Origin of the sequence: Sodalis sp. RH21, assembly GCF_047324175.1 — a bacterium.
Classification (GTDB): Bacteria; Pseudomonadota; Gammaproteobacteria; order Enterobacterales; family Enterobacteriaceae; genus Acerihabitans.
In genome coordinates this window covers 533,005-555,955 of sequence record NZ_CP178732.1, presented here as the reverse complement: position 1 = coordinate 555,955, position 22,951 = coordinate 533,005, and the positions used below count along the sequence as shown (strand labels likewise).

At 59.6% G+C, this 22,951-nt stretch carries 9 protein-coding genes; all 9 read right to left on the bottom strand.

Going from position 1 to position 22,951, the window contains the following annotated elements; translation table 11 throughout:
• Positions 1-37: 37 nt before the first annotated feature.
• Complete coding sequence (locus tag ACL2XP_RS02545) at positions 38-12,877, bottom strand: hemagglutinin repeat-containing protein (RefSeq protein ID WP_413737012.1); 12,840 nt, start codon at positions 12,875-12,877, stop codon at positions 38-40.
• A gap of 76 nt (positions 12,878-12,953) precedes the next feature.
• Positions 12,954-14,651, bottom strand: coding sequence for a ShlB/FhaC/HecB family hemolysin secretion/activation protein (locus ACL2XP_RS02540; RefSeq protein ID WP_413739061.1), 1,698 nt, complete (start codon positions 14,649-14,651; stop codon positions 12,954-12,956).
• A gap of 459 nt (positions 14,652-15,110) precedes the next feature.
• Positions 15,111-15,491: a 4-amino-4-deoxy-L-arabinose-phosphoundecaprenol flippase subunit ArnF gene (arnF, locus tag ACL2XP_RS02535; RefSeq protein WP_413739060.1), complete on the bottom strand. Its 381-nt coding sequence runs from the start codon at positions 15,489-15,491 to the stop codon at positions 15,111-15,113.
• Between the two features lie 11 nt (positions 15,492-15,502).
• Entirely contained in the window at positions 15,503-15,853 is a 351-nt protein-coding gene (arnE, locus tag ACL2XP_RS02530) for a 4-amino-4-deoxy-L-arabinose-phosphoundecaprenol flippase subunit ArnE (protein WP_413737011.1), read from the bottom strand.
• Positions 15,850-17,535: a lipid IV(A) 4-amino-4-deoxy-L-arabinosyltransferase gene (gene arnT, locus ACL2XP_RS02525; RefSeq protein ID WP_413737010.1), complete on the bottom strand. Its 1,686-nt coding sequence runs from the start codon at positions 17,533-17,535 to the stop codon at positions 15,850-15,852. Before arnT ends, arnE begins: the two co-directional genes overlap by 4 nt.
• Positions 17,532-18,443 (bottom strand): 4-deoxy-4-formamido-L-arabinose-phosphoundecaprenol deformylase, encoded by a 912-nt coding sequence (arnD, locus tag ACL2XP_RS02520; protein ID WP_413737009.1) that lies wholly within the window; start codon positions 18,441-18,443, stop codon positions 17,532-17,534. The genes arnT and arnD overlap by 4 nt, the downstream gene beginning before the upstream one ends.
• Positions 18,440-20,422 (bottom strand): bifunctional UDP-4-amino-4-deoxy-L-arabinose formyltransferase/UDP-glucuronic acid oxidase ArnA, encoded by a 1,983-nt coding sequence (gene arnA / locus ACL2XP_RS02515; RefSeq protein ID WP_413737008.1) that lies wholly within the window; start codon positions 20,420-20,422, stop codon positions 18,440-18,442. The genes arnD and arnA overlap by 4 nt, the downstream gene beginning before the upstream one ends.
• Positions 20,419-21,402: an undecaprenyl-phosphate 4-deoxy-4-formamido-L-arabinose transferase gene (arnC, locus tag ACL2XP_RS02510; protein WP_413737007.1), complete on the bottom strand. Its 984-nt coding sequence runs from the start codon at positions 21,400-21,402 to the stop codon at positions 20,419-20,421. Before arnC ends, arnA begins: the two co-directional genes overlap by 4 nt.
• Entirely contained in the window at positions 21,389-22,543 is a 1,155-nt protein-coding gene (arnB, locus tag ACL2XP_RS02505) for a UDP-4-amino-4-deoxy-L-arabinose aminotransferase (protein WP_413737006.1), read from the bottom strand. Before arnB ends, arnC begins: the two co-directional genes overlap by 14 nt.
• Positions 22,544-22,951 lie beyond the last annotated feature (408 nt).

Below are 22,951 nucleotides of genomic sequence, written 5' to 3'. Positions count from 1 at the left end.
AGAAAAATAAGCAATGAGAAATAACAAAGAAAATATTTTATTTTTCAATAACCTTCTCCTGCCTTATTTCCTTCTGAATAGCATTACCCGAGGCTTCTTGAAAGCTTGACCCAACTACACCACCAGAAATACTAGGTATAGGACTCACTGTTGTTTCTTTGAACAGATAACCTGGTCCAAACGCAGTCTCTGAGTATTTCAAAGCATTCTTACTAGCTTCCATACCAAAATGCTCTTTAACAAGTTTAGCTTCCCAAACTTTTGTAATAGCTGTACCCGCACCAAACCCTAAGGCCGTACCTGCTGCCGCGCCTACTATGGCAGATTCCGAATTCTCACCCGTTACCTGGCTACTTAAATAAGCCCCGCCCACACTCAACCTGACATTGCTATCAAGCGATTTTCCTACCCCGGCGGCTCCACTTACGCCAGCCGTTAACAAGCTAACGTAATCAAATTCATCGCCAGTTTTCCCTTCATACAGCTGAACGCTTGCATTCGCCCCTAAACTCATTGCTGCACCGGTGGCTTTAGCTGTTTTTGTCGCTGAGTCCTTGAAGAAGGACTTTACCGTTCCAACCAGGCCGACGACATTATTCGGTTCGCCTATAAACGATCCCAACCGGTCCCAGTTATCGGTATTCTTATGGATGTACTCCAGAGCCGTGGCGTTTTCCGTCTGCACCACGCCACGTATCTCATCATCTCGTATTGGCGCACCAAACCAGTCCGGCATCCACGTTGGGCGGGTCGCAGCATCCATTCCGTTCTCCACCAATTGTTTTTGATAGCTGGCACAGGTGAGCGGACTGTCAGCGCAGATTTGCTGAAGTTCTTCGTTACGTCGGGCATTTATTGCCGCGTATTTGTCTACAACAGCGCCACAGTCACCGCCAGAAGCTTGGCAGGCCTGCCACTCTTTTTCAAACGCACGACCGTCATCACCGGTCAAATAGTTATTCTCCACCGCATTCTTCCCTGCCTGCGCCCCCGCAACCGCACCCGACGCGCTGTCGCTGCTTACCCCCGCCGCGATACCCGATGCCAGCGTCGACAACGCGCCCAGGTGCTCTTTTTGCTGTGACGTCAGTTTATCGCTGTCCGCGGTGCCGTATAATGCCAGGGCTATCGCCGGCGCGGCCAGTTCCCCGGCTGCCGCGCCGGTCGCGCCCGCCGCCGCGCTGGCGCCGCTTAGCTCGGCTATCACCCCGCCCAGGATGGCATGGGCCACCACGTTGTTGCGTTTTTCCGCATCGCTCAGTTCGCCATACGCCTTGCCCTGCGTGGTGATGGCCTTCACCTGTCCAGCCAGATAAGGGGCCGCCCCCTGGGCCAGCGCGGCTTTGATATCCCCGCCGGCCAGCCCCTGCAGCGCACCTACCACCGCATTGGCACCCATCCTGACGCTACCGCCCATCTCGGCGCCCTGGGATGCGAGAGCATGGTCGTAAGCACTATGCCACGCGTTGTCCTTGACCGCCTGCGAGCCGCTATCCACCGCGGGATTGGCGCTCTTCGCCGTTTCAAGCTCCTTTTTCGCCTGCTCTTCAAGCTTGGCGCGCGTCGTCATATCCGACATCCTGGCGCTGGCCTCGCGGGTTGCCGTCGTCGCCGCATGCGTATTATAGATATCCAGCGCCTGGGCGCCAATATCACTGATAAGCTGCGCCTCTTTCTGCCGCTCCTGCTCCTTTTGCTTGTTAAATATGCGGCTGATGCTGCCGTCATTGGCATGGTCCGTATCCCGGCTGAGCTGGCCAATGTCTTGCTGCTGCTTCGCCATGTCCCGAACGATCAGACCGCCGGCCGCTACCGCCGCCTTCGTGGTGCCGGACGCGTGCCCCTCACGGTTCATACCCGCCAGCGGCAACGCGCCGACATTACTCAGCATATTAGACCCAATCGGTCCGCCGCTGTTAAAGCCCGCGCTTTGCTGCTCGGACTTATAGTCAGCCTGGTTGTCGATATCCGTCCAGCCCAGCGTGCCGGTATCCAGCATGTTTTTGTCCGGCACCGCCGCGGAGGCGGTAACCGCCCCGTCCAATTGGGTGTGGCCTTTAACCTTGATATCGTAACCGCCTTTACCCGCAAACAGCCCGGTCTGCTCCGTAACCGAGTCATAGTTGCTGCGCAACGCGTTGCGGCTGACGTTTACGTTGGCCGAACCGGTCATCGATCCAAAGGTAAAACTGCCGCCCGCGCTGACGTTCTGCTGCTGGCTGTCATATTGATCGCTGTCCTGCTCGGAGGCCAGGGTCAGATTGCGGCCGATATCGGCGCTTATCTTATCTGCGTTGACCTGCGTCCCCGTCAGGGCAGTATCGCGGCCGCTGTTGAGGGTAAGGGTTTGTCCCGCATCCAGGGTGGTGAGCGTATGGGTCAGGCTGCGACCTTTCGCATGCCCCTTGCCGGCATTGACGCTCGCCGATACGGTGATGCCATAACCGCCGGAGCCAACGCCGATACCTATGCCGACGCTGCCGCCCTTGCTGCTGTTTTTACTGTCGATTTGTTCTGTATTCTGCGCCGACAGCAGGGTGATATCCCGCATGGCGGCAAGCGAAATATCCACGCCGGCCTTCAGTTGGCTACCCTGGACGACGATATCCCCCTTGCCGTCCGCACCGGTGCCGGTGGCCGTTATTTTCAGATCTTTGCCTGCGTTGAGCATGCTGCCTTGCGACCGTACGCTTTTGCTGCGCGTTTCGCTCCGCGAGGATTGACTGCCATAGGATAGAGTAACTCCCACGGTATTGGTGGCGCCTTGATTTGCATTTTTATAGTCTGCCGCGTCCGTCAGGGCATTGTCGTAGTCATACGCCTGTGCCGCCTGTATGCCTGAGAGCGCTGCCTTGGTGGCTTGCAGGGCCTGAAGCCGGCCGCTGCTCTCTTTCTTCGCCTGCTGCGCCGAGCCGACCGCGGTATTAAGCGCGCTGCCCACCGTACCCGACAGCGCCAGAGTCAGGCCGCTCTGTTTTGACTCGAACGTCTCTTCACTGGTCTGCTGGTCATACCCCGGGTCAATCTGCACACTATCGCCCGTTAGCGCGAGATCCTGCCCGGCCACCAGATCGGCGCCGCCGATGTGCAACCTGTTGCCGGCCGTAATACTCAGATTGCCTTGGCTGCTGCCCACCGTGCTGACGCTCTGGCTTTGCGTGATGCCGTCTTCGTTGACCTGGTGACGGGTCGACTGACTACCCACGGTAAAGCCAATACCCCCGCTGCCCATTAGCCCGCTCTTTTTATTCTCTTCCAGTAAATAATGCGACTGGGTTTCGGTGGCGGCGGTAATGTCGATGTTGTTGCCCGCCCGCAGGGTGACATCGTGGTCCCCCGCCACCGCCGATCCGGTCACAGTCAGGTCGTTGCCGGCGTTGATCGATACCGTATTGCCGCTCAGCAGGGTGCCTGTTTCGCGGGTGACGCGATCCTCCTGCACGCTGCGGCGGCTGCTCTTCGACATGTACCCTTTTTTCTCCGAGAGTTCGTCCGAGAATTGGTACTCGCTTTCGGTGGCGCTATTCAGGATGATGTCCCTGTTCGCCCGCAGCGCAAGCGCCCCCTGCTCACTGTGCAGCGTACTGCCCGTAACCGAGATATCACCCTCACGGGCAACGACCATGATCCCGTCACGACCGGTAAGAGTGCTGCTCACGGCGCTATCGGTCGCTGTTTCCATCTCGCGCCGGCTTTGCGTCTTGCCGTTGCGTTTGCGCTCGCTGTCCCGATCCCTGACGCGCTGGCGCGCTTCGTTGACCGTTACCTGCTGCGCGCTCAGGCCAATACTGCCGGCCGAGCTGTCGACCTGTGCCCCTTCGGCCACCAGGGTTGCTCCCACTTGGAGGGTTAAGCCCTTGGCGCCACTCAGGGTACTGAGGTGCAAATTGTCCTCTTCACGGCGGTTGCTCACCGATGATGTACGGTCGCCAGCCCTGAGATGGGTGGTGTTGGTGGTGGTATCCGCCAGTAACTTCACGCCCCCGCCGGCCTGCACATGCGTAACGCCCCCGGCTTCAGCCTGGCTCCCCTGCAGGGAGATATCCTGACCCGCCTTCAGGCTAAGGTTGCCACCGGCGCTCAGCGTACTGCCCAGTCCCTGTTGCCATTCACCGCTGACCCGCGCCATGCGATCGTTGTCCTGCGCCATATGGTTTCCGGCTAAGGTTATCGCATTACCGGTCCGGTTGGCTATCGTGCCGGTTGACACCACGAGATCTGCCATCGTGCTGCTTCTGGCCGTGGTGATATCCAAATTGTTGCGTGCATTCAGACTGAGACTCTGCTTGGCGTCGAGCCTGGCCCCCTGCAGGAGGATATCGCCGCCGGTGAGGCTGATATCACGCGCGCTCATCGTCGCCTGGCGCAGCGCATCCTGCAGTTGGGTGCTCAGGGCAAGGCTGTCGGCGTGGATATTAATGGTATCGGCACGGATGTCACCGCCCTGTTGCAGGAAGTGGCTGGCGTCAATCTCTAGCGCCTTGTCGGCAAACAGGCTACCGGCATTGGCCAGGCTCCGGGTCGACAGATTCACGCTACCCCCGCCAATCAATGCGCCATCCCCCGTCAAACGCAAGGTGTTACTGGCCAGATACACCTTTGGCACCCAAACCGTCTGGGGTCCTTCAACGGTGTCGACCGTTTCGCTCACCAGCCAGACGATATCCTGTTGCAAAGCGGCAATTTGCGCGGGCGTCAGCGCTATACCCGGTACCAGCTGGAAGTCTGAAGCCGCCTTGGTCCCGCTATTCATCAACGCCTGATATTGTGCCATTGCATCCTCGCCGCGCACGGATTGACGACCGGTCAACCGTAGCAGTTGCTCGCGCACCAGGCGCTGCTCATAGTATCCATCACTCAGGCGTTTATGGACTTGGGCGGGGTCATACCCTACGCGCTGCAACAGGTAATCGCTGCTGATGAACCTGCCCCGGTCGGTAAACCGGCGGTCAGTCACCACCAGATAGCGGCTTCCCGCGACAGGCTGCTGGCGGAACAGGCCATTGTTGGGAATGGATGTCGCCACTCTGCCAACATGCTGCTGGTCGGTCAGCGTAAGTTCGGCCGGCGTAAGCGGTCGGCTGCCCGGCGTGAGCATCAGTTCTGCCGGTGAAAGTCCCCGTTCTGCCGACATGTGGATAAGTTCTGCCGGTGAGAGCCTCCGATCCGCCGGGGTGAGAATCAACTCTGCCGGCGTGAAGCTCCATTCTGTCGGCGAGTGGGTCAGTTTCGCCGGCGAGAGCCGACGTTCTGCCGGGGTTAGGGACAGTTCTGCCGACGTTAGCGGCCGGCTGCCCGGCGTCAACTGGATATCGGCCATGCCCCAGTTCGCTCCTTCAACTTTCACCGCCAGCGGATTGCGTTGCCACTCTGCGCGCGCGGCGGCGGCGGCTTTCTGTGCGGCTTTGACCGTGCTGATTTGCGCCGGGTTGACCGTGATGTTCTCGATACCAATACCGCTGATAGTGACTTTGCCGTGCCCGGTCAAGATGCCGTCAATCGTGGCCAACGCCGTGGTCTCATCGCTGTTGAAGGCCGGATACCAGTGCCTGGCGTCCTTGTCATAGTGATCGACAATGTGCTCCTGGCGGCGTTCATTGACCGAATAGCCCCGATTGATCACCTTGCCATCGCCTTCAATAGTCAGGTTTCTGTTAGCGCTCAGCGTACTGGCGTCATTAAGCAACTGGCCGGAAATGCGCAACACCATATCGCCGCCCGCCAAAAAATCGGCGCCGGTACCCGCTGACACCAGCCGGTCCGTGGTCACGGTACCCGTCACCATCCTCTCGCGAAAATTGCTGTAGTCGGTGACAAAAGGGGCCTCGGCAACGTCGATATACCGCTCAGGATGCCATGTATCAGTCCGGCCGCGGTCGCATTCACGCCAAAACGTATTGTGATAGGGGGTCGGGACATTTTTCTGGCGAAAACCACGCGTCTCATAAAACGTCATGTCATAACCGCCGTCGCTACCCGGCGTCAGGGCCAGGTAATTAACCCACATCTTGCGCATCTTGCCTTTATTGTCCCTAACATGTAGTTGCGCTTTTTTACCGGCGGCATCTATCTCCAGCAGGGTACCGTAACGGCCGTTTGCCGCCGCGGCGTCATCGCGGAACGTCAGCCGCTGGGTCGTGGGCGCGATGGTGCCCTTATTGGGATTGACCTTCGAGTCATAGGAACGCCAGTAGTAGTTGGCACGATTCCATGCGTAGTCGTTTTTTTCGGCTTCGCGCACGATATCCAGCCCTTCGCGCAGATTGTCCAGCCGCCGGGCTTCAACCGCAACATCCCCATTGGCCTCGATGCGGCTGGCCCGGTTCTCAATCAGATCATCACTGCCAAGTTGCAGTGTGTCGGCGCTGTAGATTAAGCCGCCACCCCGGTTGGTCAGGCGCTCGCCGGCCTTTAGACAAAGGCTTTCCGCGGCGGCCATGACCGCATCATGTCCGTCGTTGTCGATAATCCTGCTGCGTACACTCACATTATCCCCCACGATAGTCGCGGGATTATTCAGGGTGTCGCTAACAAGGGTCATATTGCCTGCTTCGAGGCGGCCCTGGTTGTTCAACGTTCCGGTAGTCAAATCCAGCGTTTTCCCGACCAAAGTGCCCTGATTGGTGAACTGTGTGCTGTTAACGATCAGGCCACCGGATAGTAGCCAGTTGGCCAGGTTTGTCAGGACGCCGCCAACAGAGAATGTCACCACACCATTACTATTAAGCGTATCGCCGGTCTGGTGGGTGTAGTCCTGCTGCACGGACGACGTCAATGCCTGATGGCTAAGTAATGTCCCGCCCTGGTTATGTAGGATTTGGGTGTTAACGGTAGCAACATCCCCGCTTTTAATGGCGCCGCCCTGATTGAACAGCGTCAGCGCTTGGGGATCGATGGTGTTAATATTCAGCGCACCGTTGGCCAGTAGATGCCCCTGGCGGTTATCTAATTGGGTCATTTGCGACAGTGTCAGAGTACCGGCACTTTGCACCCTCCCTGAGGCGTTATCCAACTCATGGGCCATCACATTGGTGTGCGTTGTGCCCAACAGCAATCCGCCATCTCGGTTGATCAGCCGGTCGGCCTGCACGTGAAGCGCGTCCCGGCTGGTAATTTTGCCCTGCCCGCTATTATTGAGCCGCGCGCCGCCAAGCGTCATTGCCCGGGTTGATACCAGATGCCCCGCCTGGTTATTCACCTGGCCGCCGTTGAGTGTCAACGCATCGCCGCTGTAGATTTTACCCTGTGGATTGTTGAGCAAATCAACACGGTAAAGGCCGTCGCGCTTGCTGATAGACGTTCCGTCCGAATTATCCAGGGTGCGCGCGTCGAGCGTCAACGCATCCATGCTGCTAACCAGTCCCTTCTGGTTGTCTATCCGATCGGCCGATATTTGCTGGCTGCCGTTGCTTCTCAGCGCTCCCTGCGCATTGTGCAGCGCCCCGAGGATATGCAGGCCAAGCTGTTGCTGGCTATCCAGCACCCCTTCTGTATTGAACAGCGACTGTGCGCTTAGTTGCAGGCCCTCGCCGCTTTTCAGTTTTCCCTGACGGTTATCCAGGGAGTCATTCAACGTCAACCTCATCTGCTTTTGGCTGTAGAGTAACCCGTTTTGGCGATTATCCACGCTTTGCGCCGCCACTGCCAAAGCGTCACCGGCAAGCAGCTGCCCGCCGGCGTTATGCAGCTTACCCGTAGCCGCCCCGTCAGTGACGCCCCGCATATCCAGGTGGAGCTGGGCGCTGATTTTCCCTGCCCGGTTGTAGATGTCCTGCGCGATACGCAATACCAGCGAGCCGGCTGACTGCAGCGAGCCCTGACAGTTGTCGAACGTGGTGGCGGCGAGCGTCGAATCCCGCTGACTCAGCACACTGCCCTCGCGATTATCAAACCGGCTGGCGACGGCGGACCAGCCGCCATGGCTGCCCACCCATCCTCGCTCGTTAACAAAATCTTCCGCTCCCAGGGACTGCGAACCCTGGCTGAAGATGCGGCCATTGCTGTTATTTAGCGTGCGGACGATCTGCACATCCAGCGCGTCAAGCGCCTTTATGTCACCGTGCGTATTGTGGAGATTGAGGGCGCGTACCGCGTTGCTCCCTTCGCTGGCCAGTTCTCCACCCTGGTTATTCCAGTCGCCGTCCAGGTTCAGAATCAGCGACTGCTGGCTTTTTATCGCTCCTTGCTGCCGGTTGTTCAGGCTCCCGCCCTGCAGCGACATTTGCTCGTCGCTGCGCAACGTGCCCGCGTCATTGTCCAGCAGGCTGTCCGGGCCGCCCTGCCAGCTTAACCCCCGCTTTGCCGACAGGGTTCCGGCCTGATTGATGAGGTTGCCGGCGGTGTCAAGCGTCATGCCGCCGCCCGATTGCAGCCCGCCGGCCGCGTTGTTGAGATGTCCGGCCACCGCGCTGACCTGGCTGCCGCCCTGCGCGCTGCCATCGCGGTTATCCCAGCCGCCGTCGGTACGGATATCCAGCAGCTTTCCGGCATCGATGAGCCCGTGCCGGTTATCCACCGACCGGCGCGCATTCAGATGCAGGCTTCCCTCGCTGGCCAGCTTTCCGCCCTGGTTATCCCAGGCGCCATCCAGGTTCAGCGTCACTGCCTGCTCGCCTTGTATTATTCCTTGCTGCCGGTTATTCAGGCTTCCTCCTTGCAGCGACATCTGCGCCCCGCAGAGCAACGTGCCCCCATCATTCTCCAGCAGGCTGCCCGCCCCACCCTGCCAGCTCACCTCCTGCTTTGCCGACAGGGTCCCGGCCTGATTAATGAGGCTGCCGGCGGTGTTGAGCGTCATGCCGCCACCCGATCGCAGCCCGCCGGCCGCGTTGTTGAGATGTCCGGCCACCGCGCTGACCTGGCTGCCGCCCTGCGCGCTGCCATCGCGGTTATCCCAGCCGCCGTCGGTGCGGATATCCAGCGCGTCCGCGGCCTCAATAAGACCGTGCCGGTTATCCACCGACCGGCGCGCATTCAGGTGCAGGCTTCCCTCGCTGACCAGTCTGCCCCCCTGGTTATCCCAGGCGCCCTGCATGTCCAGAGTGAGCGCCTGCTCGCTTTGTATCATCCCTTGCTGCCGGTTGTTCAGGCTCCCGCCCTGCAGCGACAGCTCCTCGCCGCTGTACACAGTACCCGCATCATTGTCCAGCAGACTGTCCGTACCACCCTGCCAGTTTAGCCCCTGCGTGGCCGACAGGGTACCTGCCTGATTGGCGAGGTTGCCGGCGGTATTGAGGAACATGCCGCCACCCGATCGCAGCCCGCCGGCCGCGTTATTGATATTGTCAGCCGCCACGCTGACCCGGCTGCAGCCCTGCGCGCTGCCATTGCGGTTATCCCAGCCGCCGTCGGTACGGATATTCAGCGCGTCGGCCGCTTCGATACGCCCGTGCTGGTTATCCACCGACCGGCGCGCATTCAGGTGCAGGCTTTTTTTGCTCAACAGCTTGCCGCCCTGGTTATCCCAGGCGCCATCCAGGTTCAGCGTCACCGCCTGCTCGCTTTGAATCATCCCTTGCTGTCGGTTGTTCAGGCTCCCGCCTTGCAGCGACATTTCTGCTCCGCTGAACAACGTGCCGCCATCATTGTCCAGCAGGCTATCCGTACCACCCTGCCAGCTCCACTCCTGTTTGGCCGACAGGGTACCCGCCTGATTGGCGAGGTTGCCGACGGTGTTGAGGATCATGCCGCCACCCGATCGCAGCCCGCCGGCCGCGTTATTGATATTGTCAGCCGCCACGATGACCCGGCTGCCGCCCTGCGCGCTACCGTCGCGATTATACCAGTCACCGTCGGTGCGGATCTCCAGCGCGTCGGCCGCTTCAATAAGCCCGTGCCGGTTATCCACCGACCGACGCGCACTCAAGTGCAACCGTCCCTTGCTCACCAGTTTGCCACCCTGGTTATCCCAGCCGCCGTCGGTATGGCTCTCCAGCGCATTGGCCGCTTCAATAAGCCCATGCTGGTTATCCACCGACTGACGCGCATTCAGGTACAGGCTTTCCTCGCTGACCAGTCTGCCGCCCTGGTTATTACAGTTGCCGTCCAGATCCAGCGTCACTGCCTGCTGGCTTTGTATTGCCCCTTGCTGCCGGTTGTTCAGGTGCCAGCCCCGCAGCGACATTTCACCGCCGCTGAGCAACGTTCCCGCATCATTGTCCAGCAGGCTGCCCGCACCGCCCTGCCAACTCAATTCCTGTTTTGCCGACAGGGTTCCTGACTGATTAATGAGGTTGCCGGCGGTGTCGAGCGTTATGCCGCCCCCCGATCGCAGCCTGCCGGCCGCGTTGTTGAGATGTTCGGCCACCGCCCTGACGTGACCGCCGCCCTGGGCGCTACCGTCGCGGTTATCCCAGCCGCCGCCGGTGCGGATATCCAGCAGGTTACCGGCATCAATAAGCCCATGCTGGTTATCCACCGACTGACGCGCATTCAGGGCCAAGCTTCCTGCGCTGAACAGTTTTCCGTCCTGGTTATCCCAGCCGCCGTCCAGGTTCAAGGCGACCGCCTGCTCGCTTTGTATTATCCCTTGCCGCCGGTTGTTAAGGTGCCCGCCCTGCAGCGATATCTGCGCACCGCTGAACAATGTGCCCGCATCATTGTCCAGCAGGCTGTCCGTACCACCCTGCCAGCTCAACCCTTGCTTTGCCGACAGGGTTCCTGCCTGATTGATGAGGTTGCCGGCGGTGTCAAGCGTCATGCCGCCGCCCGATCGCAGCATGCCGGCCGCGTTATTGATATGTCCGGCCACCGCGCTGACCTGGCTGCCGCCCTGTGTTTTACCGTTGCGGTTATCCCAGCCGCCGTCGGTACGGATATCCAGCACGTTGCCGGCATCGATAAGCCCGTGCTGGTTGTCCACCGACCGACGCGCATTCAGGCGCAGGAGTCCCTGGCCGAGCAGTTGCCCCTGCGCATTGTTCAACCCTTGTGTTGTAAGCTGCAGGTGCTCGCCGCGCATCGTCCCGGACCGGTTGTCGACTGTTTCCAAGGTATTCAGCGTCAATTGTTGACCAGCCAGCAGCTTGCCCTGGTGGTTATGGACCGCTTGCCGGGCCGTGACGCTCAACGCCGACTGACTCTGCAAAGTGCCCGCCTGGTTATCCAGGCTACCGACCTCAAGCACCAGGCTGCCATTACTGCCCACCATACCCTCTCGGTTGCTCAATTGCTCTCTCACCCGCCAGTGCTGGGCGATCCCGTCCAGAGAGGTCAGGCGGCCCCGCAAGTTATTAACGCAGGCCGTATCCAGGCTGAGTTGCCGGGTGGCAATGTCGCCATCGGTGTTATCCAGTGAACCGGCGAGGGCAAATCGGCTCTCCCCAGGACCCACCTGCGACCAGACGCCCCCTTGGGTAAACAAACCGTCGGCATGAATATCCCAGCGATCGGCGCGCACCTGCGCTTGCTGTGCATCAATATTGCCTGGCGTGCTGACCGTGAGCTGACTACTGTCGACCGTCGCCTGTTGCAGGCCTACCCCGCCGGCCCGCGCCACAATTACGGCATGGCTGGCCGCCAGACGACCCCGGCCGATATCGACCCGCCGGCCGGTTACGTTGACATTCTTCTTGCTCAGCAGGCTGCCGCCGGCCCGAATGTCTTCGTCACTACGTAACGTCAAGTCCGCCTCACGTATCAGCGTACTGTGCTCATCGCTGCCCGCCAGCAGGTGTCCGCTGCTCTGAATGCCCCGGGCAGCGTCCAGCCGAACGTCGCCCGCCGCCGCCAGGGTGCCTGACTGGCGGATATCCCCCTCGCGGCTTTGCGCGATAAGCTGCCCTCCGCTGTGCAGCTTGCCGTGATGCTCAATACCTTCCCTGGCGGCGAGCGTGATGTCGCCTCCGGCCTGGGTGAAGCCCTCCACCGCGCCGGACTGCCAGCTAAGCCGGCCTTCACTGCTCACGGTAAGGGTCGCGCCCGCCTGCAGGTGTACGCCCTGGCTGCGCACGCCTACGCCCGCTTCGGTGCCTATCATGCGGATATGGCCGCTATACATGCCGCCCAGTTGCCCCATGTCTATCGCCAGGTCAGGTGACTTGCCGTCCGGGGCCAGCGGGGTCACCGTCTTGCCGTCCGCACTGATGTGGTTACGGCCCGCCACCACCGAAATTTCATCTTTGGCCCAGACGCCGGCGTTCACTGCCACCGCGCGCGCCAGAATCTCGACATACCGGGTATCATGGCGATCATCGCCATTAAGCCCGCCGCCCTCGATGCTCACCAGGCCCCGCTCGACCTGGTACCCCGCCAGACTGCCGTCGGCGTTCAGATGCGGCCTGCCGGTGGTGAGCGTCATGCGCCCGGCATTGATGGTGCCGCAGCCGTTACAGATAATCCCCGCCGGATTGGCCACAATCACCTGCGCCATGCCGCCGGCCACTTCCAGATAACCCCGCAGATGGCTGGGGTTGTTGCTGTTCACTTCATTGAGAATGACCTGCGCCGGCGCGGCGTTCGGATTGAGGTTGGGATTGCCCTGGATAATACCCGCCAGTTGGGTTGAGGTCATCACCGCCGAATTGTTCAGGATGGCGCCCTGAGGGCCAACATCGAACTGCTGATACTGATTATGGGATATTCCGGCCTGATTGGGCGCGTTGATATTTACCTGCGGCAGGCCGTTCTGGGTGGCTATCACCTCCGGGCGCAATTGCTGTGCCGCCTGATTGTCGGCGATAATGCCGCCCGCCATCGCCGGTCCGGCAAACAGGGCCAACCCCAGCAGCCACTCGGTTCGGCGCACCGTCACCCAAAGGCGTGCGCCGGTTCCGCGGCGTTGACCGGGTTCGGTGCCGCAACTGCGCGCCAGCTCGGACACCACCCGCAATTCACCGTGGGTGCGGCTAAAAATAAGGCGATAGCAATGTTTGTTCATGGTTCACGTCCCTGGAAAAATACCGTCCAATCAGTAAAAGCGTTTCCGTGACACCGATAATCAGTATCAGTGGTTATCAGATTTGCAGATTGAGGTTAAAGCCGCTGGTGACGCCGGAAGTGTGAAAACCTTCGGGTTTATAAAGCGGAACCCCGGCAAACAGGTCGTAGCTGAACCGTCCCCAGAACGCGCCGCTCAGCCCTATGGCGCTGCCCGCCAGTTGATGTCCGACCAATTGGCGGGTCCCCGGCCCGTCAACGCGGCCATAGTCCACCGCCCAGTAAAGTTCATGACCGCGCGACATCACGTTCCAGGCCAGCTGATTACGCCAAAGCAGGCCCTTTTCACCGGACAAACTTAGCTCGCCGTCGAAACCGCGCACGGTGTGACGCCCGGCAATGGCCATCCGATCTTGCGGCGTTAGCGGATTCTGGCCCCACTGTCCGCGCAGGCTGGTGTAATACCGCCAGGGCTGACTATCCCAGGAAAATGGATAATTCAGGCTGATATCCCCCGTGGCGAAACCCGTGCGGGCGCTGCCGGTTTTTAGGGATTCTTCCTGCGCCGGCAGGGCGCCGAACGCACCGGTCCCCCGCCGCCAGTTGACGTTGGCATCCAAAGTGGACTTGCCGAGATAACTGCGCTGGTTAAACCCCAGCTCCCAAGCCGCGGTACGGCGGTGCTGGGTCGGGATATTTTTTCCGCACGAGGCATTAGTGGAATGGCGGCGATAGGCGCGCATGTTGAGGGTGGTTTTATGCAACTGATTGCGGAACAACAGCCTGGACGCCGTTAGCTGAACGTTGTCGCTCTCGCCGCTGTAGGCCAATATCTGGTTGGCCGAGGCTAGATTCTGGTGATAGGTGTGATCGTTGTAGTTGGCGGAAAACCCCCAGTTCCCGACAGGGATAAAGTAATTCAGGGTGTTTGCACGGGAACCAAACGGCCCGTGCTGAAACACATTTTTGACCACATTGACATAAAACAGGTCATTGTGGGCAAAGGGCGCATCAATCGCCAATGTCGCCGAACCCAGATAGCGGCCGGTACTTGTGGCGCCGCTGTCATCCAGCCCCAGACCGAGACGAACCGGGCGGCCTTCTTTCCAGCTCACCAGCAGGTCGCTGGTGGCCTCCTGTCGACCGGGTACAATCTTGATATCGACCCCGGCGCTGGGGGCGCGTTTTAAGTTCTCCAGCGCTTGCTCGATATCGCGCAGGTTAAGAATATCGCCTGGTGAGGCCGGCACGGCGTTCCACAGCCGGGCGCGCCAGGAAACCGGCCCATCGAAGCGTATGCTGCCAATGCGTCCAGGCTGAAGCGTCAGCGTCAGCACGCCTTTGGCCAGATCCTGCTCCTGTGCTACCACGCGGGTGGTGACGTAGCCTTTTTTCAGGATGGCATTCTGGACTTTATTGATGACCAGCAAAATCCCCTGGCTTCCCAGGCAGCGGCCTTTGGCGTCGCTGGCGGCTTCCAATGCCCATTGGAAACTGCCGGCGGAATCGCCTTCCAATTGAAGAGTATTGATAGCGAAACAGGGGTGTTCATCGACGGGATAATCAGTCAGCGCTATGCCGGGACGGGCAAGCCGGACATCGGAATCCGGGGCATTTTGCTTTTGCAGAGCGCGCTGCCTTTCCTGTTGCCTGAATTGTTCCTGGGCATCAATGGCCGACGCGCTTGGTACGGGCCCCCCTGAAAAAGGGCCGGCAAACAGCGGGGCGGGAATGATGAACAGACAAAGCAGTCCCCAGCGGGTCAGTTGCGGCATAGTACCGGCGCAATCATGGCGCATCCATGGCTCCTTGCACAATGAATATCGGCGGACATCACTGTCCTTTTCTCACATGCCACAGCACAATACTTCTCACACGATGAGCTGGGTCACTTGTATCATAATGTAACTAAATGTAAATATTCGTATTACCTGTTGGCATTATGCGTGTGAGAGCAAAAATAAATCAATCCAGAATTGGCAAGATTGTTAAACACTTATTAAACTTCTATTAATCTTTTGGCGGGCGCATCTTTGGCAGGGGTCTGTCCTGTCTCATCGACACTGAAGGTATTGAAGGTAACGCATTTGCTTTCATAAGCCTGTCACTCCCACCCTGGCCCATGGGGGAGTGGGCTGACGCTGGGATAGTGGACATCGCTGGCCGGCAGTTTCGGTATCAATTAATTCACCGCGACGCCCATTTCCACGGCTGAATATATAATTAAACCAAAACTACTTTGGACGATTTTTATTAATCAACCCAACGCCAAGCAGAATAAACACCACGCCCAGCGTTTTCAGCGCGGTGGCGGATTCGTTAAAGCCGGGCAATAAAATGGCGCCAAGGTAAACCAGCACATAGCTGAGGCTGAGCAGAGGATAAGCCAGACTAAGCGGCAAATAGAGTAATGCGTTAAACCAGCACAGCATGGACAGGGCATATCCACCGATGCCGCAGGCCACCGCCAGCAGCGGTATGCCGCAGCGGGTGGCCAGCATCGGCGTAAGTTCGGTTAACGCCGGATGAGGAAGCTGCTGCATGCCCCATTTCATCAACAACTGCGCCAGCGTTACCAGCAGCAGGCTGCCCGCGGCCCACGCATAGCCTTTTATGGCAGCACGTTTCATGGCGTGATGCTCAACAGCATTATTCCCAGCATAATTGACGCCACGCCCCACCAGTGGCGGGCAGCGACGGGCTCGCCAAAACACCAATGGGAGGCCAGCGTAACCAGCACAAAATTAAAGCTCAGCATGGGATAAGCCAAACTCAGGGACAACAGTTGCAACACGCGCAACCATAGCGCCAGGGCAATCGCCAACAGGCCCATGGCCGCCAGCAACCAGCATAGGGTGGCCACGCGCCGATCTGGACGCGGCGGGTTGGTTTGCCACCGCATCGCGGCCTGCTTCTGACACAATTGGCCGGCGCAGGTCAGCAGACTGACCAGCACGATCAACCCATAACCGTTCACGGCTGCGGCTTGGCTTGCTGGCGGTATAGCGCCAGCGCCAGCGGGCCGGTAAATTTCACGGTATCCGGCTTGGGCAGATAGGCGGGCAAACTATCGCCGGCGGACAGGCGCAGCACCAGCGCCACATCCCCTTTCCTGCGGGAATCCGCCAGCCAATGCGGAAAGTCCGTCTCGCTGACAAAACGGTCGCGGGCATCGGGATATGCCAGCCCGTAGGCCAGTTCGCCCCGCTCGCGGTACATCTTCACGTCATTGCGCTTCAATTCCCAGGCCACCGCGGTGGCCACGCCCACGCTGTTGCTCAGCACATAGCGGCTGTGGCGCAGTACGTCCGCATTAGCGTGAATAAACGGCTGCGGCAGCTTGCCGTTGATCACCTGCTGGGGAATAATCTGGGCCGCCAGCAGGCTGAACAATACGGGGCAGGCCCCCGCCCACCTCCAGCGCCGCCCGCCGTTGCTGCCGGAAAGCACGGCAAATAACACCCAGCCGGTAAAGACCGCTATGCCCAGCGCGATTTTTGGCCACTCGTCCTGGCCGAGCGCGATAATCCTGGGCCACATTCCGGCGGCCACCGCGGCGATAAACGCCGCGGCCAGCAGTCCGAACAGGCCGTTGATCAACGCATTAATCTTGAAGATCCGGTTGCGGCGGCGGGCGACGCACCCTTGGGCGTAGGCCGCCATCAGCAGGGCCAGGGGAGCCATGCCGGGCAAGATATAGGTTAATAATTTCCCTTTGGCGACGCTGAAAAACAGCAGCGGCATCAGCACCCAGCTCAGCAGGAAAAACAGTTCCGGCCGCGCGCCCCGTTCCCGCCAGCCCGCGCGCAGCGCTCCCGGCAGCAGACCCAGCCAGGGCAAGGCTCCGACGGCGAGCACCGGCAAATAGTACCAGAACGGCGCTTTATGCTGGGCATCATCATCGGCAAAACGCTGCACATGCTCCACCCAAAAAAAATAATGCCAGTAATCCGGCTCCCGCCGGGCGATGGCCAGCGCCCATGGCAGGCTCAGCAGTACCGCGGCCAGCACCGCCGCCGGCCCGTAAAGCAACAGCTCCCTGACCCGTCGCCGCTGGATGGCGACCGGCAGCGCGGCCGCCACCGGCACCGCCAGCGCCAGAAACCCTTTGGTCATGAACCCTATGCCGCATAACAGCCCCAGCAGGAGATAGGCCCCCAGCTTATCCATCCCCCCGGGAGACTCCAGCGCCAGGTTATAGCTGACCATGGCGGCGGTCAGCCACAGCGCCACCATCGGATCAAGCACGCTATACGTGCCGATGCCGAATACCAGCAGCATCGACAGGAATATCAGCGCGGCGGATGCGGCGGTACGGCGATTGCGCCACATCATCATGGCCAGCACGTAAACCAACAGCGCGGAAATACCCGTACTCAGCGCCACGCCAAAGCGTACGGCAAAATTTGAGTCGCCAAACAGCCACTGGCTGAGATTATTCAGCCAATAACCCGCCACCGGTTTTTCAAAATAACGCACCCCCAGCAGGCTTGGCACAATCCAATCGCCCCGGTTCAGCATTTCGCGGCTGGTCAGCGCGTAGCGGATTTCATCAGGCTGCCACAATAGCCGGCCGTTCAGCGGCAAGAGATACAGCATCGCATAAAACAGCGCCAAGCCGGCGAGCCGGCATCCGGTCAACCGGCGCCATAGATTCATACCGGGCGCTCCGCGCCAAGGGGGGCCTGGCATCCCAGCCAGCCCTCCCGTCCGGGAAACGGCGCGCGCACCACCCTTCCCAGGGGTAAGGTGGATATATCAGCCGGCAGCAGCGCGCTCAATGGGCAAAAGCGGATATTTTGCGCCTGGGCGCGCCGCAATAACTGTTCAAACATCACCGCCTGCGACCGCCCTTCCACTTCGCTATGGATGGTGTAAACCGGCACGCCGTTATCCCGGCGAATCAATTCCAGCAGATAGTCGTTGAACTCGCCGAGCCGGGTCTCTTTGCCAATCACTTCATCAAAGGTAGGCAAGGTAACCGGGATCTGCACCGTGCCGATACCCTCTACGCCGAGCCGCGGGCGAAACGGATGGGTGCCGCGGCAATCGCTGTTATAGCGAAACCCAAAACGCTGCTTGACCTTCAGCACCCGCTCGTCGGCGCGCCAACCCGGCGCGGCGGAACACGTCACGTCTTGCCCCAGGGTGTTGGCAAGCGTATCGACGCCCAGCCTGATATGCCGCTCCAGCTCAGCGATGGGCCAGCGCCCGGCCCAGGCCTGCCAGGCCTGATGATCCCAGGCATGCAACCCCACCTCATGCCCCTGCGCTGCGGTCTGCTGCATTAAATGCCCCAGGGTGGCAGCGATATTCCTGCCCGGCCAGGCGGTACCGGCCAGCAGGATGTCCCATCCGTAGAGAGACGCGGCGTGGGAGCGCAGCATTTTCCATAAGAAGCGCGGACGCAGCAGGCGCCAGAGATGGCGGCCCATATTATCGGGGCCCACGCTGAAAAAAAAGCTGGCCTTGACGCCGAATTGTTCAAGCAGTTCCAGCAGGCGCGGCACTCCGTCCCGGGTGCCGCCGAAGGTGTCCACGTCCACCCGCAGGCCGACGGTTTTCATACGCACTGGCTTTGTTCGACGGCGCTGCGCAGGAAAAAGTCCAGGGTATCGCGCACGGTATCCTCCATGGCGACGGATGGCTGCCAGCCCAGCAGGCGGCGGGCGTTTTCAATGCTGGGTTTGCGATGCTCCACATCCTGGTAACCCTGGCCGTAATAGCTTTTGCTTTCGATATCCTTGAAACCCGCAAACGGCGGAAAACGATCGCGCAGCGGATGGTTTTCAAAGCTGGCCAGCAGCATTTCCGCCAGCCCGCGGATACTGGCCTCATTATCGGGATTACCGATATTCACGATTTGGCCATCACACTGGCCGTCGCGGTTTTCAATAATGCGAAACAGCGCTTCTATACCGTCGTTAATATCGGTAAAACAGCGTTTTTGCGCCCCGCCGTCAACCAGTTGGATGGGGGAACCCTCCACCAGATTCAGGATCAACTGAGTAATGGCGCGGGAACTGCCGATGCGCGCCGCGTCCAGGTTATCCAGCCGCGGACCCATCCAGTTAAACGGCCGGAACAGGGTGAATTTAAGCCCCTCCTTGGCGCCGTAGGCCCAGATAACCCGATCCAGCAGCTGTTTGGATACCGAGTAGATCCAGCGCTGTTTATTAATCGGTCCGACAATCAGGCGGGAGCGGTCTTCGTCAAACTCCTGATCGTCGCACATGCCGTAAACTTCGGAAGTGGACGGAAAAATGATGCGTTTATGGTATTTGACGCAGTCGCGGACAATTTTCAGGTTCTCTTCAAAATCCAATTCGAATACCCGCAGCGGATTACGGGTGTATTCGATAGGGGTGGCGATAGCCACCAGCGGCAAGACCACGTCGCATTTTTTGATATGGTATTCCACCCATTCGGAATGGATGCTGATATCCCCTTCCACAAAATGGAAACGCGGATTAGCCATAAACCGGCTGATGGCGTCGGAGCCGATATCCAGCCCGTAAATATCGTAATTGCCTTCCAGCAGCAGGCGCTCGGTCAGGTGATTGCCGATAAACCCGTTAACGCCCAGAATCAGCACGCGGGTGCGGCGTTGCCGCGCGATGCCGGGTCTGGCCGCCAGGCGCACGCCGGCCGCGATGCCCATTTCACGGGCCAGGCGATCGCCCTGCAAATACAAGCCGGCATCGGCCTGGCCGGCGATGATTTCCAGCGCCCCTTCGCCGCAGGCGATGGTCAGCGGTTCGGCGCACAGCACGGCGCCCGGTTGCCGATCATGCTTGATATTCACGGCCCGGGCGCGCCAGATGATGAGCCGCCTCTGGCCGAAGTAGCTGAAAGCGCCGGGATAAGGCTCGGTCACCGCGCGCACCAGATTGGCGATCTCAGGCGCCGATTTGTGCCAGAAAATTTCTCCGTCGGCCGCGGTGCGGCGGCCAAAGCAGCTGGCCTCGCTCTCATTTTGCGGCGTCAGGGACGCGGTACCGGTTTTCAGCGCCGGCAGCAGATCGTTTAACAGCAGCCCGGCCGCCTCGCTGAGCTTGGCATGCAGCGTCAGCGCCGTGTCATCCGCGGTGATGGCGACCTTATATTGGCCAGCGATATCCCCGGCGTCGGGACGTTTCACCATCCGGTGCAGCGTTACGCCGGTATGGGTTTCACCATTGGCCAGCGCCCAGTTCACCGGTGCGCGGCCGCGATAACGGGGCAGCAGGGAGCCGTGCAGGTTAAATCCCCCGCGCGGCGCCAGCGCCAGGATCTCTTCGCTCAATATCCGGCGATAATAAAATGAGAAAATCATCTCGGGCCGCAGGGCGCGGATGTGATCGACCCAAAGCGGATGGTTGACATCGTCAGGGGCATGGACCGGTAGATTCAGCTCCGCCCCGAGACGCGCGACGGAGGAAAAAAAGGTATTTTCACCGGCGGCGTCGATATGGGTATATACCGCCTGTACCTCAAAACCGGCGTCAACCAGGGCGTTCAGGCCAACGCAGCCAATATTATGGTAAGCGAATACGATAACTTTCATTCTTGTTTTTCCCGGGTGCGCGTGGGCTGCGGGCCGCCAATCACTTGCTGGACAAAATAACGGGGGCGGGCGCGGACATCGTTGTAAATACGGCCGATGTATTCACCCAGCAGCCCCATACCGACAAACTGGGCGCCAATAAAAGTGAACAGCACCGCGAACAGTGTGAATACTCCCTGCGCCGCCCACGCCGGTCCGAGGATCAGGCGCATGGCGATCAAGATGACCGAAAGGGTAAAACCGGAAACGGCGATAACGCTGCCGACCACGCTCAATAAGCGTAGCGGCGTAGTGGTCAGGCACGTCACCAGGTCGTACATTAAATTGATAAGTTTAAACAGGCCGTATTTGGAATCGCCAAATTCCCGCTCGGCGTGGCCCACCTCTATCTCAATGGCGCGCCGGGCAAAAGAGTTGGCCAGTATGGGAATAAACGTGCTGCGTTCGTGGCAGTGCAACATGGCATCCACGACCTGCCGGCGGTAGGCGCGCAGCATGCAGCCATAATCCCCCATCGCCTTGCCGGTGGCGCGCTGGATCACCCTATTAATCAAACGCGAAGCGAATTTCCGGAACCAGGCATCCTGGCGATTGGCGCGCACCGAGCCCACGACGTCGTAGCCCTGTTCAGCCACGCCGACCAGCCGCGGAATTTCTTCCGGTGGATTTTGCAAATCCGCATCCAGCGTGATGATCAGATCGCCGGTAGCCTGGATAAATCCGGCCATGATGGCGGAATGCTGGCCATAATTACGGTTGAGCAGCACGGCGATAACGTGATTTTCCGCCAGCTCCGCGGCCCGGGTCATAAGCTCGACCGAACCGTCGCCGCTGCCGTCGTCCACCAGAATGATTTCATAGGGCCGGCTCAGTTGCCGGCAGGCGGCCACGGTGCGGGCGATCAGTGCCGGCAGGCTCTCTTGCTCATTAAATACCGGAATGATGACTGAGACTTTCTGGATAGGTTCAACGCAGGACAAGGGAGTGCTCCAGGGCAGAATGCATCGCTTCAACCACGCGATCGACATCGCTGGCGGTCATATCGGGAAACAGCGGCAGCGTGCACAGCCTGGCCGAATTCCATTCGGTTTCCGGCAATGACAGCGCCGGATAACGGCGGCGATAAAATTGTTGCGTATGCGCCGCCCGGAAATGCAGGCCGGTGCCTATACCGCGCGCCTGCAAATATTCCATCAGCCGATCGCGCGTCAGTCCGCAGCGTTCGGGGTCGACCCGCACCATAAACAGGTGCCAGGCGTGATCGTGGGCATAAGACGGCAGGCCCAGCGGCAGGAACGGGGAATCCGCCAGCGCCGCGCTATAGCGATCGGCCAGCGCACGGCGGCGCGCGTTAAGCTCCGGCAACCGTGCCAGTTGCACCACGGCAATCGCCGCATGGATATCGGAGAGGTTATATTTATAGCCGGGTTCAACCACCTCGGCCTGCGGCTTGCGGCCCTGCCGCCGGCGATCGAAGGCGTCGACGCCCAGCCCGTGGAATCTCAGCCTGCGCACGCGTTCGGCCAGGGCGTCGTCGTCGGTAGCCACCAGGCCGCCTTCCGCACAGGTCATATTTTTGATGGCGTGAAAAGAAAAAACCGCCGTACCGCTGGCGCCGACCCAATTGCCCCGATAGCGGGCGCCCACCGCATGGGCGGCATCCTCTATCAGCGGCAGGGCGTGGCGCCGGCTCACGGCGCGCAGCGCGTCCAAATCCAATGGCGCGCCGGCGTAATGTACCGGGACAATGGCTTTGGTGCGGGGGGTAATGGCCGCCTCTACGGCCGCCGCGCTGACCATGAGGGTGTGGCGATCGACATCGATCATCACCGGCCGGGCGCCAAGCAGTTCGATCATATTCAGCGTGGAGACCCACGTCTGGGAAGGGGTGATAACCTCGTCGCCGGGACCGATGCCCAACGCTGCCAGCACCAGATGCATGCCCGCGGTGGCGGAGCTGACCGCAATGGCGTGCTTGCAGCCGAAGACGGCGCTAAAACCGGTTTCCAACTGCTGGTTCTGCGGGCCGGTGGTTATCCAGCCGGAACGTAGTACCTGTTCAACAGCTGCAATTTCATTTTCACCCATTGCCGGGCGGGAAAAAGGTAATAGGCGATCCATAATTCACACCGTATACGAAATGGATTTTAAAAATGACTATAGGCGCCAATAATTAAACGAAGATTAAATTCAAAAAAGAAATATGATATGAAGAATTGGCATCCACAGCCGTACTGATATCCGCGGGTGCCTTTATTCGCTGGTTTTATCAGCCTTTTTACGGCGCGTCGTTGCCGGTCTTATGGCGGCCAGAATCGGTTTTAAAATTTAAATTGCTGCGATATTATAAATATTTTCACATTGACTGAACTAACCCCAAATAATATAAATCACAACGATAAAAGATTAATAATATATTTCAATCGGCTATTTTATATTGCCAACGGCAAATACACATAAAAAATCACCGTCCGCGCAGGAAAAATGCCGGCGGACTTGTGAAATAAGCCGTCGGCATGGTCATGCGGA

Excerpts from the sequence above, each read along its gene's own strand:
- ACL2XP_RS02545 (WP_413737012.1), bottom strand. The coding sequence starts at position 12,877 with ATGAACAAACATTGCTATCGCCTTATTTTTAGCCGCACCCACGGTGAA.
- ACL2XP_RS02540 (WP_413739061.1), bottom strand. The coding sequence starts at position 14,651 with ATGCCGCAACTGACCCGCTGGGGACTGCTTTGTCTGTTCATCATTCCC.
- arnT (WP_413737010.1), bottom strand. The coding sequence starts at position 17,535 with ATGAATCTATGGCGCCGGTTGACCGGATGCCGGCTCGCCGGCTTGGCG.
- arnD (WP_413737009.1), bottom strand. The coding sequence starts at position 18,443 with ATGAAAACCGTCGGCCTGCGGGTGGACGTGGACACCTTCGGCGGCACC.
- arnA (WP_413737008.1), bottom strand. The coding sequence starts at position 20,422 with ATGAAAGTTATCGTATTCGCTTACCATAATATTGGCTGCGTTGGCCTG.
- arnB (WP_413737006.1), bottom strand. The coding sequence starts at position 22,543 with ATGGATCGCCTATTACCTTTTTCCCGCCCGGCAATGGGTGAAAATGAA.